Origin of the sequence: Hoyosella altamirensis (assembly GCF_014191505.1) — a bacterium.
Taxonomy (GTDB): domain Bacteria; phylum Actinomycetota; class Actinomycetes; order Mycobacteriales; family Mycobacteriaceae; genus Hoyosella; species Hoyosella altamirensis.
Map to the genome: position 1 here is coordinate 849666 of NZ_JACHWS010000003.1, position 13052 is coordinate 862717.

Sequence of the window (13052 nt, forward strand, 5' to 3'; positions counted from 1 at the left end):
GAACCCTGCGCCGAGCATCAACTTCCGCGGTTCTGCATCTCCTGCACTATCTGTTCAGCGAGCCATGCGCGCTGCTTACGCATTCTGAAGCGGTTCTCGATGAGCAGCGCCTTGGCGGTGGCCGCGCACATCAGCAGCATCACCACGCTGAACGGCAGCGCCAGCAGAATCGCCATGGTTTGCAGTGCGGAAAGCGGGTCAGCTCCGGCGATGGACGCACCGGCGATCAGCAGTACCGCGGCGATGGCGCCCTCCAGGATCGCCCAGAAGGTGCGCGCCCACAGCGGCGGATCCGGATTACCCCCGGATGCGAGCATGGTGACGACTAGCGCGCCAGAGTCGGCGCTAGTGACAAAGAAGATTACGACCAAGAGGATTGCGACAATGCTGAGCAGAACCGCGATCGACGGGGCTACCTCGTTGATCAGCTGGAACAGCGCTGTTGTCGCTGACACCGAGCCGTCTTCGGCTATCAGCCCACCGCTTCCCAGCACCTCCTGATGAAGGGCTGTGCCTCCCATTACTGAGAACCAGAGGAAGGTGACAAGTGTCGGCACTAGGAGAACGCCGACGATAAACTCGCGGATCGTGCGCCCCTTGGAAATCCGGGCGATGAAGACGCCCACGAAAGGCGCCCAGCTCATCCACCAGCCCCAGTAGAAGGTCGTCCATCCACCGAGCCACTGTTTACCGTCCTCCTCGAATGGCATGCCGTTGAACGAGAGCTGAACGAAGTTCTGGACGTACGAGCCGACCTGGGTGGTCAAGTCGCTGAGGATGAAGACGGTCGGGCCGAGAATGAGAAGTGCAGACATCAAACCGACTGCCAAGAGAAGGTTGATGTTCGACAGCCACTTCATGCCTTTGCCGATCCCGGTAACCACCGAAACAACCGCGATCGCGGTAATGCAGATGATCAACACGACCAGAAGCCAGGTCGAAGGCTGGTCAATTACATCGAGATAGCCGAGGCCAGCCCCAATCTGGCTGACCCCGAGGCCAAGGGAGGTGGCGATACCGAACAGTGTGCCAAGGACGGCGACCACATCGATGACGTCACCCCAGAAACCCTGGACCCGGTCACCCAGCAGGGGCCGCAGGGTCCACCGCAGCGAGATCGGATTGCCCAGACGATGGACCGAGTACCCAACGGCCAGGCCGACCACAGCGTAAATGGCCCAGGCGTGCAGGCCCCAGTGCAAGAACGTGACATTCAATGCGGTTCGGGCCCGTTCCGCTTGGTCAGCGCCGGGCATTCCAGGAGGGGTGGCCGCATAGTGGCTGAGCGGTTCAGCGACGCCCCAGAAGACGAGACCGATGCCCATACCGGCGGCGAACAACATCGCGAACCATGAGCCACGGGAAAACTCCGGCTGGTCACCGTCCTTCCCCAGCACAATGTTGCCCATGTGTGAGGCTGCGATCCAGACGCAGAAGAAGATAAAAGAGGCAACTACGGCGATATACCACCAAGCGAGATCCTGGACCACGCTGGCGTTGGCCCGGCCAATGAGGTCACCCACCCGATCGGGGAACAATGCGGTGATCGCGACGAACAGCACCAAAAGGCCTGCGGCAGGATAGAACACGCGCGGCGCGGGAACGAGCTTCCCGGTCGGCGGAGACGGCGGTGACGCCTTCAGGAAGTCCGGTTCAGAAGACGGCGGCGACTGAGTGCTGGGAACCCGTCCATCGGCGCTTCCGTTCCAGCTTTCAAACCGGTCCAGCCGCGGCGGTTTCTCAGGAGTGGTCGTCATGCTGAAGAGTCCCTTCAAGGTTTCACATGTTCGGGCTCTTCGACCGTAAGACCTTCGTTGCGCATTCCGCAACAGAAAGCGCTAAACGAAACAATCGTGAATCAGAAGATTAACATCAGGTGGCTGTCGACCCATCACCCCCAGCGCGAGGCGCTCTCTCAAGCCAGCCCAGCCGGTGGCTGATGCGATTGCCCGCAAGTCTGATATCTGCCTCGGCGCCCTTGATCCAGTCCGTGTCGAAACGGAAGGCCGGACCCGACGCACTCAGCGCCCCAACGACATAGCCAGTATGGTCCCGGATCGGCACTGCCGCGGCGTTAAGACCGGCCTCAAGCTCCTCGAAAGCCGTTGCGAAACCCACTTTCTCCACTTCCGCGAGCTCGTTAAGAAGCGCCTTCCGCGACGTCACAGTGTGCGGGGTCAGTGGCGGGAGGCCCGCCTTGTCAAGGATGGAGTCGCGTTGCTCATCGCTCATGTAGGCCAGGAGAATCTTCCCACTGGAAGTTGCGTGCAGGGGCGTCAGCTGTCCCACCCAGTTCTGGCTTGCCACTGCCGCTGAGCTGCGCGCCTGCTGTACGTTGACCGCGTAATGCTCGCGCACAACAGCAAGGTTGATCGTCTCGCCGAGCTCCGAAGCGAGCCCTTCGACAATCGGCTGCGCCTGACGAACCATGTCGATACGCGCCGGGATCGCGCTTGCTAGGCGCAGGACCCCAAAGGCGAGCCGGTACTTGCCCCGCTCCGCGCTCTGCTCGACGAAGTCGCGATCCTCTAAGGCCGCGAGAAGCCGGAAAGCCGTCGACTTGTGCACCCCTACCTCTTTGGCCACATCACTCACACCGACCTCACCCTCGCGAGCCAGGATCTCGAGAATCGTGATCGCCCGGTCAACGGACTGCACACCACCGGGGCTGTCACCTCCCCGCTTACCCGTCTGGTCAGTAGAATTCTGCGCTTCGTTGCCCATGACGCAACCGTACCTGTCAGATTTGCTCAAGTGGGGCGCTCGGACGGCGAATTGTGATCTCGCTCGCCCCAACCCCTTGACAGCCATTACCCTCGATTAGCAGACTGTTGCGTATTACGCTATCTGTTGTGTCATGCGCACCAAGGTGGGAACAATGATCCGAATCTGCACCCTCTCCAACCTTCCCCCTGGAGAGGCCATCCGCGTCCAAGCCGCTCACACCGCCCAAGCACACCCGCCCATCGCGGTATTCCATACCGAAGCGGGTGAAATATTCGCCGTCGACGACACCTGCACTCATCAAGACGCATCCCTAGCTGATGGCTGGCTGGAAGGCTGCGAGATCGAATGCCCACTGCACGAATCCAAGTTCAACCTTCGTACCGGGCAGGTCGATTCGCCTCCAGCTAAGCTGCCGATCAGGACGCACACGGTGCACGTCGCCGATGACCACATCTATGTCGAGATCTCGACCGAAAAGCCCAATCTCCCGCCTGGTGTCAAGTTCGGAGTGGAGTCATGAAATCCATCACCGTAGTCGGCGCCTCCCTAGCAGGCCTCTACGCGGCGCAGGCGCTGCGGCAGCAGGGCTTTGACGGCGAGCTCACAATCATCGGAGATGAGCTGCGCAGGCCGTATGACAGGCCACCTCTGTCAAAGGACTTTCTGATCGGCAAGATCGACACAGATTTCCTGAGACTGGAGGCCGCCGATGAAGATCTGTACGCACGCTGGCTTCTCGGTTCCCCAGCGGTGTCGCTGGACACATCCAGCCGGGCGGTCGTCCTCGCCAATGGCGCCCGGGTTGCCAGCGACGGAATAGTCCTTGCCACCGGGGCGCGAGCGCGAAAGCTACCCGGATCCGCGGCCATGGCTGGCGTGCACGTGCTGCGCACGATCGACGACGCGCTCGCGCTCCGCACCGAGTTGTTGCCAGGCGCACGCCTCGTCGTGATCGGTGCGGGGTTCATCGGCGGTGAGGTCGCGGCCACGGCTAAGAAGCTTGGCCTTGATGTGACGATCGTTGAGGCGATGGCTACACCTCTCGCCGGCCCGCTTGGCGCGATGATGGGCACCGCCGTCTGCGGGCTGCACAGTGCAAACGGGGTTGCCTTGCGGTGTGGCGTCGGGGTGCGCCGACTCACGGGCAGCGACCGCGTCGAGAGTGTCGAACTCGTCGACGGCACAGTGCTTCCCGCTGACGTGGTCGTCGTTGGAATCGGGGCGATTCCCAACACCGAATGGCTCACAGGTTCCGGAGTGGCCCTCGGCAATGGGGTGGAGTGTGATCACCAGGGACGAACCAACGTCCCTGGAATCATCGCAGTCGGCGACTGCGCCGCATGGCATGACTTCAGACTCGGACGTGCGCACCGCGTCGAGCACTGGACAGGTGCGATGGAGCGGCCAGCGATCGCCGTCGCGGCGCTCCTTCGCGGCGGTGGGCATGGTGAAAACCACGAAGAGGATCGTCACGCCTGCATTCCCTACTTCTGGTCGGATCAGCACGGCGTGCGAATTCAGTTCGCCGGCCATGCTGCCGAAGCAGATTCTGTGACGATCGAGGACGGATCGCCCGAGAATTTCTGTTTCCTCGCCGTGTACCGCCGTGGCGAAATCCCGGTCGCCGTCTTGGGCATGAACCAGTCACGCGCATTCGGCCGATGGCGCCGGCAACTCCGCACTGTACACAGTGCGACGCTGCAATCCCTCCCTCCAGTCTTGGAAAGGTAATCCGGTGACCATCGCTACGAGGATCGACGGACGCAAGGTCGCGGCACACGTCAAGACAGAGCTAGCAATGCGAGTCGCCGCTCTGCATGCCCGGGGCATCCGGCCCGGGCTCGGCACCATTCTCGTAGGCGACGACCCGGGGAGCCACTCGTATGTCGCCGGCAAGCACCGGGACTGCGCTGAGGTCGGAATCGAGTCCATACGAGTCGAGCTCCCCGCAACGGCAACTTCAGCCGAGATCGAACTGGCAGTACGGCGCCTCAATAGTGACCCGGCGTGTACCGGGTTCATCGTCCAGCTTCCGTTGCCTGCCCATGTCGATACACACCGGATCCTTCAGCTCGTCGACCCCGAGAAGGACGCCGACGGACTGCATCCCACAAACCTCGGGAAGCTTGTCCTCGGGATACCCGGCCCGCTCCCGTGTACACCCCGCGGAATAATCGAGTTGCTCCGCCAGCATGATGTGGCGATCACTGGCCAGCGGTTCTGCGTGATCGGCTGCGGCCTCACTGTGGGCCGACCGCTCGGACTTATGCTCACGCGACCGACCGAGCATGCCACAGTAACACTGTGCCACGAGGCGACTGTGGATGTTGCGGCTCATACCCGCGCCTCCGACGTCGTCGTCGCGGCTGCTGGTGTGGCGCACCTGGTTAAGCCGAACTGGATCAATCCTGGCGCGACTGTGCTCTCGGTTGGTGTTACCCGCACCATCGAGGGCATTCTCGGGGACGTGCACCCCGAGGTGAATTCAGTCGCAGGCAAGGTCAGCCCAGCTACCGGCGGCGTGGGGCCAATGACGCGAGCCATGCTCTTGACGAACATCGTCGAAATTGCGGAACGGAACCGGCCCATCGTAGCCGCCGAGTTCGCGCCCGCGATCGAAACGCCCCACGGCGAGGTCGAGGTGCCCGTATGACCGTTTTCGACACAGTCGAGGCAACGCGACGTCCCATCACATCCACTGGCACAAGCCGGTGCGTCGTCCTCGGTATCCTCAATGTGACGCCCGATTCCTTCTCCGACGGTGGCAAATTCGACAAAGTCAGCACTGCGATCGCGCGCGGTATTGAACTGGCTCGACAGGGTGCCGACCTTATTGATGTCGGGGGCGAATCTACGCGGCCAGGTGCTTCGCGGGTGGATGAGCCCGAGGAGCTTCGCCGGGTGATCCCGGTGATTCGCGCGCTAAGTGAGTCCGGCGTGCAGGTGTCGGTGGACACGATGCGCGCCGGCGTCGCCGCGCGGGCGGTCGAGGCGGGAGCCATCCTGGTCAACGACGTCTCCGGCGGGCTCGCCGACTCGGCGATGCTGCCCTTTCTTGCGGAATCGAACGTCCCGTGTGTGCTGATGCACTGGCGTGCCCATGCTGCGGTTATGCAGCGCTACGCCGTTTACGACTCTGTCGTCCAGGATGTGTGTTTCGAGCTAGCGAGGCGCGCCGATCAGGCGCTGACCGCAGGCGTCGACGGCGAAAACATCGTCCTCGATCCGGGCCTTGGGTTTGCGAAAACTGCTGATCAGAGCTGGTCCCTGCTGGCCGCCCTCCCGACACTGCGTGGGCTCGGGTTCCCAATCCTCGTTGGCGCTTCACGCAAGCGCTTCCTTTCGGAATGCGTTGATTACGGAACCCTCAAACCGGAGAATCCGGCCGACCGGGAGGACGCTTCCAGCGCTGTCGCAGCAGTTGCAGCCGCGTCCGGCGCTTGGGGGGTCCGTGTGCATGACACGGCAGCGGCTGCCGCCGCTGTTCGCGTTGCGCGCCGTCTTCGCACAGCCGGAGCGGGTGGCTTGTGACACGCCAGCAGACCCCGACCGAAGTACTCGTAAGCCTGCTCACCCGAGTCCGATACGAGGTTCTGCCAACCGAAAAGGTCTTGGACGAGGTGTGCGCCACCTTGCCCCCTGGAGCGACTGTCACGGTTACCGCGTCGCCGGCGAAAGGGCAGCAGGCGACGCTTCACATTGCCGAGCGGCTCGCCGCGCTTGGTTTCGACGTGGTGCCCCACCTGGCGGCGCGGATGATTTCAGGCCCGGGAGAGCTTGCCGAGATCACCAGTCGCCTCCAATCCGCAAGGATCACAAAGGTATTCGTGCCCGCCGGTGACGGCGACACACAGGGCCGGGCCTACAGCAGCGCGCTGGAACTTCTAGAGGATTTATCGAACACGGGCAACCCATTTTCCGAGGTCGGTATCACCGGCTATCCAGAGTCGCACCCTCACATCCACGATGATCTGACGATTCAGGCCATGTGGGACAAACGGCAACACGCAACGCAGATCGTCAGCAACCTCACGTTCGATCCGGGTGTGCTGTCGGACTGGGTGACCCGTGTACGCGCGCGCAACGTGAACCTTCCAATCTTCGTGGGGTTGCCGGGCCCAGTCGAGCGCACGAAACTCCTGCGAATGGCGACGAAAATCGGCGTCGGTGAATCAGCGCGCTTCCTCGCGAAAAACGGCGGTCTGTTTGCGCGCATCGCAACTCCCGGTGGCTACGATCCGGCCCGCTTTCTCGGACGGGCTGCGCCGGCGCTCGGCCGCAACGGGATGAACATCGCTGGTCTCCATCTCTTTACCTTCAATCAGGTTGCCGAAACTGAAGCGTGGCGCACGGCCCAATTGGCGCGCTTACTCGGCCACCGCAAGTCGTATGGGCACATTCAGGCATCCGAACTCCCACTTGCGGGGACGTCGTGAACCCGCGTCGTGCATCGAACCGAGTTCGCCCACTGAGCCATGTCGAAGAGCAGCTCCTCGCACGCTGGCCCGAGCGCAAGATCGAGCCTTCGCTAGACCGCATCACCAGCGTTATGGCGCTGCTTGGCGATCCCCAGCGAACCTATCGAAGCGTTCATCTGACCGGGACCAACAGCAAAACGAGTACGGCGCGAATGATCGAGGCGCTCCTTGCTGAATCGGGAGAACGAACGGGGCGGCTCACAAGCCCTCATCTGACGAGCATCAGGGAACGCATAAGCATCGTTGAAGACGTCATCAGCGTGCCCGCGTTCCTTTCCGCTTACGACGCCGTCGCGGATGAGGCTCAGTGTGTTGACGCGACAATGCAGCATCCGCTGTCGTTCTTCGAGATGACAGTGGCAATGGCGTACCACGCGTTCAGGGCGGCCGCGATCGATGTTGCCGTTGTCGAAGTCGGCATGGGAGGGCGGTGGGACGCGACGAACGTCATTGACTCCGATGTCGCAGTGATTCTCCCAATCGACCTTGACCACACCGACATTCTGGGATCAACAACGGCGGCGATCGCCCAGGAGAAGGCAGGCATCATCAAGACGGGTTCGGTAGCCGTCAGCGCCCGGCAGCGTGCGGATGTGGCCAACGTGCTGCAGGCGCGTGCTCGTTCGGTGAGTGCTCGGCTCCTCGTTGAGGGCAACGATTTCGCCTTGCTGCAGCGCAAGGCTGTGGAGGACGGCCAGGTCTTTTCGGCGCGGGGGCTGTATGGCACATACGCTGACCTCCTGCTCACCCTGCGCGGACGTCACCAGGCCGAGAACGCGGCCTGCGCGATCGTGGCAGCCGAGTCGATACTCGGCCGAGAACTTGCCTCAGAAGCTGTGCGGGCTGGTCTTGCCCGGGTGACTTCTCCGGGCCGCTTCGAAATCTATCCCGGCACACCTCCGATGATTCTGGATGCCGCGCATAACCCGCACGGCACACGTGCACTGGTCAAGTCGCTTGCCGAGCTTGCATCATGTCGCACCTTCGGGGTCGTCGCCGCGGTGGCAGGCAAGGACGTCGACGACATGCTCCGAGAGCTCGAGCCCGTCATCGACGTCGTTGTCTGCACCCGCAATTCGAGTCCACGAAGCCTCACCGCGGCAGAGCTAGCCTGGTCTGCACGTCAGGTGTTTGGCGCCCAGCGGATCCATGTCGCGCGCGATGTGGCAGCGGCGATCGAGATGGCTGCAGGGTTCGCTGCACCTGTGCGCGTGCCGGCCTCTGACGCCCTCGTCCTCGTCACCGGATCGGTTGTGACTGTGGGTGATGCGACGAGATTCCTGAGCCGCACTTGAGCCGCATCGACTAGTCCGCGCTCCCAGGCGACGTGCTGCAGGGGTCTAGCACCTCGATGAGCTTCGCCGCCTTCCACGTTGCCTCCGCGTACTCGTCAGCCGCCACTGACTGCACAGTAATTCCCCCGCCGGTTCCCACCGTCCAGTGACCGTCACCTTCTGTTGTGAGACTGCGGATCACGACAGCAAGATCCGCGCGACCGTCGCTTGATATCCAGCCGAAGGCGCCAGAATAAACCCCTCGTGGAGTTGCTTCGACATCGCGGATGACTTCCATTGTGCGCAACTTCGGCGCCCCGGTCATCGATCCGGCCGGAAAAAGTGCGCGGAGCGCAGCAAGCGTGGTCACGTCATCTCGAAGCTGTCCGCGCACTGTGGATACGAGCTGGTGGACCGACACATAGGACTCGACGTTCATCAAGAGCGGAACCTCGACGCTGCCTGGCTTGCTGACCATCCCGACGTCGTTGCGCAGAAGATCAACAATCATCAGGTTCTCAGCACGGAACTTGGCGTCTGTGGCGAGTCGTCGCCTGGACTGCTCGTCGAGTTCAGGGGTGAGGCCGCGTGGTGTCGTCCCCTTGATCGGCCTGGTCTCGATCATCCGGTCAGCATGGATTGTGGCGTAACGCTCAGGTGAGGAGCTGAGCAGCCAGCGGCCTTGGTGCTGGAGGAATCCGGCATACGGCGCGGGGTTGAGCGTGCGCAGGCGGAGGTAGGCCGTGACGGGGTCAATCACGGAACTCACCGATTGCCTGTGCGTCAGGTTGACTTCGTAGGTGTTCCCCGCGTGGAGTTGTTGCTGGACGCGGGCGAACGCAGCGGCGTAGGCACCCGGCACGTCAGGCGGACCAGAGGGCGGCGGGGCCTTGACTGGCGCTGCGTCTTCGCGGGGCTGACCATGCGTGATCACGTGAGTGTTGCGGGCGCGCATCCAGATTGCGTCTGGCATCCCGCGCGGCTCCGTGCTGGCCGGGAGGTCGGGCCTGCTGGCGTATCCGAAATAGCCCACCCAGAGCACGTCCGCGGAATCACCGGCCATTTCAGATTCGAGTGCATCGAAGATATCGTCGCCGATCACGGCGGTAGTGCCCGCCGAATGGCGCGTGACCTCTCTGCGGGCCGCAGAGTAGGTCAGTGAGACGTCGTCATCGGTCAACCATCCAAGAATCGACTTGTTCCCTGACCATGGCCGCGACGCGCTGCCGTCCAGCCAGAAGCATCGCTCGTGGTTCGCGGCGATAGCCCGGAACAGAACGACGGGGTCGGCACTTCGCGCGGACGGTACGGTCATGGACGCTGTCATAGCAGACACAGGCTTTCGGTTGCCAGGAAGTTCGCCACGATCTGCCGGCCGAATTCACTCAGGATCGACTCAGGGTGAAACTGCACCCCGTGCAGCGGTCGCGTCCGATGGCTGACACCCATCACCACGCGGCCGAGTTGCGGGTCCCGGCAGGTGGCGGTGACCTCCAGGTCTGGGCCCACCCTGGTGGCCGCCAGAGAGTGATAGCGGACGGCTTCCAGCGGCGACGGTAGGCCGTCGAACGGGCCGCGCCCTTGGTGGTCAACGGGGCAGACCTGTCCATGCGCCGGTGGTATTTCTTCGACGTGACCTCCGTACGTCGTTACCAGGCCCTGCATACCGAGGCAGATACCGAGCACAGGCACACTCCCTGCGCGCAGTACCTCCCCGCCTACGCCGAAGTCAGCCGGGTTGTCCGGGTGGCCGGGCCCAGCGGAGAGAACAACGTGGTCAAAGGACAGTACGTGTTCTGCGGTCGTGCGATCGTGTAGCACCACATCTGGCAGAACGCCGGTCACTCCGGCGATCAGGTGAGCCAGGTTCCATGTATAGGAGTCGTAGTGGTCGACCACTACGACACGTGGCACCTCGGCGTCAGCGCCGGTGCGGAACCGGTTCACGGTTACCTCCCATACACGGGTGGCTCATAGTCGTCCCGGCGGGCCCAGGCACGGCCTTGGGAGGCGGTCGAGAAACTGTCAAAAATCTTCACGCGATTCCTCTTGACGACACGCTCCCACATTGGGCATTGTTGCCTCTATCGCAACTTCTCGCAAGATACGCAACAGGAGGCTCGTAATGAGCGGACGTCGGACGGTCATCATCGGTGCCGGAGTCGTGGGGGCAGCCATCGCCGACGAGCTGTCGGCACTGGGCTGGACAGATATTGTCGTTGTCGACCAAGGCGACTTTCCCGCCACCGGCGGGTCCACGTCACACGCGCCCGGCGTTGTATTTCAGGCGAATGGCTCGAAAGCCATGACCGACCTCGCTCGTTATACCGTCGAGAAATTCGTCGCCCTCGAGCACCAAGGAGAGTCCTGCTTCCTCCAAGTCGGCGGCCTCGAAGTCGCGACGACACCAGAGCGCATGGCAGAAATTCACCGTCGCCACGGCTGGCTCACCTCGTGGGGCGTCGAGGCCGAGGTCGTCGACGCGGACCGCTGCGTCGAACTCCACCCATTGCTCGACGGCACGCGGGTGCTCGGAGGCCTCCACTGCCCCACCGACGGGCTGGCCAAAGCCCTCTGGGCAGTTGAAGCGCAGATCGAGCGAGCCAAGAGCCGCGGCGTGAAAATGCTGCCGCGTCACGAAGTCCTCGACGTCACGGTGGAAAACGGCAAGGTGACCGGCGTCGTTACCAACCACGGCGAGATCCCGGCCGACATCGTCGTGTGCTGCGCTGGTATCTGGGGCCCCAAGGTCGCTGCCCTGGTCGGCATGAACCTGCCGCTTACACCGCTCGCCCACCAGCTCGCGTGGACCGGGCAAATCCCGGCGCTCGCCGGTCAGACCGAGGAAGCCGTGCGTCCCGCGCTCCGCCACCAGGACGCAGACCTCTACTTCCGCGACCGCTACGACCAGCTCGCCGTCGGCTATTACGGCCACCGTCCGATGCCCATCGACGCGAACGACCTGCTTTCGGTCGACGATGCCGAGGTCATGCCGTCGGTGCTCGAATTCACCCCTAGTGATTTCAGACCGGCCTGGGAGGAGACCCAGGCGCTCCTTCCGTCGACGGCCGAAGCGAAGATCGACGAGGGCATCAACGGCGTCTTTTCCTTTACCCCCGACGGCATGCCGCTGCTCGGCGAGTCGCAGGAGGTGTCGGGGTTCTGGGTCGCCGAGGCCGTGTGGGTGACGCACTCCGCGGGCGTCGGCCGTGCGATGGCTGAGTGGCTGGCCAACGGCTACAGCTCAAGCTTCGACCTGCACGAGTGCGAACTGAATCGGTTCGAAGATTTTCAGCTATTACCCGAGTTCGTCCTCGAGCGTGACTGCCAGAACTTCGTCGAGGTGTACGACATTCTCCATCCGCTTCAGCCGATGGACTCGCCGCGCGGCATCCGCACGTCACCGTTCTATCCGCGGCAGCAGGAACTCGACGCGTTCTTCCTGCCAGCGACCGGCTGGGAGCGTCCGCATTGGTACAACTCCAACAAGGATCTCCTAGACCGTTTTCAGGTGCCGCAGCCAAATGACTGGGCGGCGCGGTACTGGTCACCGATCGTCGGCGCGGAGGCGCAGGCGACCCGCGACAGTGTCGCGATGTACGACATGACCGCTCTCAAGCGCCTCACCGTGACCGGCTCCGGCGCCACCGCATTCCTCCAGCGACTGACGACCGGCAACATCGACAAGTCCATCGGCTCGGTCACCTACACACTGCTGCTCGATCACGACGGGGGCATCCGCAGCGACGTCACCATCGCGCGCCTCGGCGAGCATCACTACCAGGTCGGCGCCAACGGCGCGCTCGACACCAACTGGTTCCACCGGTTCCTGCCTCAGGACGGGTCAGTCACCGTCACCGATATCACCCCGGGAACCTGTTGTATCGGCCTGTGGGGGCCCAAGGCTCGCGAGGTCCTCAGCGACGACCTCACCGATGCGGACCTGACCAACACCGGTCTGAAATTCTTCCGTGCCGCTCAGATCAACATCGGCAATGTCCCGGTCACCGCGATGCGCCTCTCTTACGTCGGTGAACTCGGGTGGGAGCTCTACACCACAGCCGACCTGGGCCTTCGCCTCTGGGACACCCTCTGGCAGGCGGGTCAGAACCACGGCATCATTGCCGCTGGCCGTGGAGCGTTCAACAGTCTTCGACTCGAAAAGGGCTACCGCTCTTTCGGCACCGACATGACCTTCGAACACGATCCCTACGAGGCTGGCGTGGGCTTCGCAGTGAAACTCGACAAAGGCGACTTCATCGGCCGTGACGCCTTGCTCCGCCGCAAGGAGAACCTGACTCGCACTCTCGCGTGCTTAACGATCGACAATCCCACCGACGTCGTGGCTGGCAAGGAACCGGTGTTTCTGAATGGTCACCCGGTCGGCTACGTGACGAGCGCCGCCTACGGCTACACGATCGGCAAGGGCATCGCCTACGCATGGCTGCCGGCCGAGAACGCAACGCCGGGAACTGAGGTCGAGATCGGCTACTTTGGCCGCCGCATCCCCGCCGTCGTCACTGCCGAGCCGCTGTTCGACCCGAAAATGACCCGCCTCCGCGGCTGATCGTCG

At 63.1% G+C, this 13052-nt stretch carries 11 protein-coding genes; 7 read left to right on the plus strand and 4 right to left on the minus strand.

Annotation, left to right across the window (positions count from 1 at the left end):
• Positions 1-17: 17 nt before the first annotated feature.
• Positions 18-1757, minus strand: coding sequence for a BCCT family transporter (locus FHU29_RS18035; RefSeq protein ID WP_232322899.1), 1740 nt, complete (start codon positions 1755-1757; stop codon positions 18-20).
• Between the two features lie 115 nt (positions 1758-1872).
• Positions 1873-2724, minus strand: a complete 852-nt coding sequence (locus FHU29_RS18040) for an IclR family transcriptional regulator (RefSeq protein WP_064439431.1) — start codon at positions 2722-2724, stop codon at positions 1873-1875.
• Positions 2725-2878: 154 nt separating this feature from the next.
• Here FHU29_RS18040 and FHU29_RS18045 point away from each other — a divergent pair, with 154 nt between their 5' ends.
• The 6 genes from FHU29_RS18045 to FHU29_RS18070 are packed head-to-tail and all read left to right on the plus strand — an operon-like array spanning position 2879 to position 8500.
• On the plus strand, positions 2879-3247 hold the full coding sequence (locus tag FHU29_RS18045; RefSeq protein WP_064439432.1) for a bifunctional 3-phenylpropionate/cinnamic acid dioxygenase ferredoxin subunit: 369 nt from the start codon (positions 2879-2881) through the stop codon (positions 3245-3247).
• On the plus strand, positions 3244-4458 hold the full coding sequence (locus tag FHU29_RS18050) for an NAD(P)/FAD-dependent oxidoreductase (RefSeq protein ID WP_064439433.1): 1215 nt from the start codon (positions 3244-3246) through the stop codon (positions 4456-4458). Before FHU29_RS18045 ends, FHU29_RS18050 begins: the two co-directional genes overlap by 4 nt.
• 4 nt (positions 4459-4462) lie before the next feature.
• The gene (locus FHU29_RS18055) at positions 4463-5380 is read left to right on the plus strand and encodes a bifunctional methylenetetrahydrofolate dehydrogenase/methenyltetrahydrofolate cyclohydrolase (RefSeq protein ID WP_064439434.1); all 918 of its coding nucleotides are present in this window, start codon (positions 4463-4465) and stop codon (positions 5378-5380) included.
• Positions 5377-6258 carry a dihydropteroate synthase gene (gene folP, locus FHU29_RS18060; RefSeq protein WP_064439435.1) on the plus strand — a complete coding sequence of 294 codons (882 nt, stop codon included), beginning with the start codon at positions 5377-5379 and terminating at the stop codon, positions 6256-6258. The genes FHU29_RS18055 and folP overlap by 4 nt, the downstream gene beginning before the upstream one ends.
• The gene (locus tag FHU29_RS18065; RefSeq protein ID WP_064439436.1) at positions 6255-7163 is read left to right on the plus strand and encodes a methylenetetrahydrofolate reductase; all 909 of its coding nucleotides are present in this window, start codon (positions 6255-6257) and stop codon (positions 7161-7163) included. Before folP ends, FHU29_RS18065 begins: the two co-directional genes overlap by 4 nt.
• Positions 7160-8500, plus strand: coding sequence for a bifunctional folylpolyglutamate synthase/dihydrofolate synthase (locus FHU29_RS18070; RefSeq protein WP_064439437.1), 1341 nt, complete (start codon positions 7160-7162; stop codon positions 8498-8500). The genes FHU29_RS18065 and FHU29_RS18070 overlap by 4 nt, the downstream gene beginning before the upstream one ends.
• Before the next feature lie 10 nt (positions 8501-8510).
• Here FHU29_RS18070 and FHU29_RS18075 read toward each other — a convergent pair whose 3' ends face one another.
• Positions 8511-9794, minus strand: a complete 1284-nt coding sequence (locus FHU29_RS18075; RefSeq protein WP_232322900.1) for an anthranilate synthase component I family protein — start codon at positions 9792-9794, stop codon at positions 8511-8513.
• A gap of 8 nt (positions 9795-9802) precedes the next feature.
• Positions 9803-10426, minus strand: coding sequence for an anthranilate synthase component II (locus FHU29_RS18080; protein WP_064439439.1), 624 nt, complete (start codon positions 10424-10426; stop codon positions 9803-9805).
• Between the two features lie 178 nt (positions 10427-10604).
• On the opposite strand from FHU29_RS18080, the gene FHU29_RS18085 reads away from it, so the two are divergent.
• Positions 10605-13046 carry a GcvT family protein gene (locus FHU29_RS18085; protein ID WP_064439440.1) on the plus strand — a complete coding sequence of 814 codons (2442 nt, stop codon included), beginning with the start codon at positions 10605-10607 and terminating at the stop codon, positions 13044-13046.
• Positions 13047-13052: the final 6 nt, after the last annotated feature.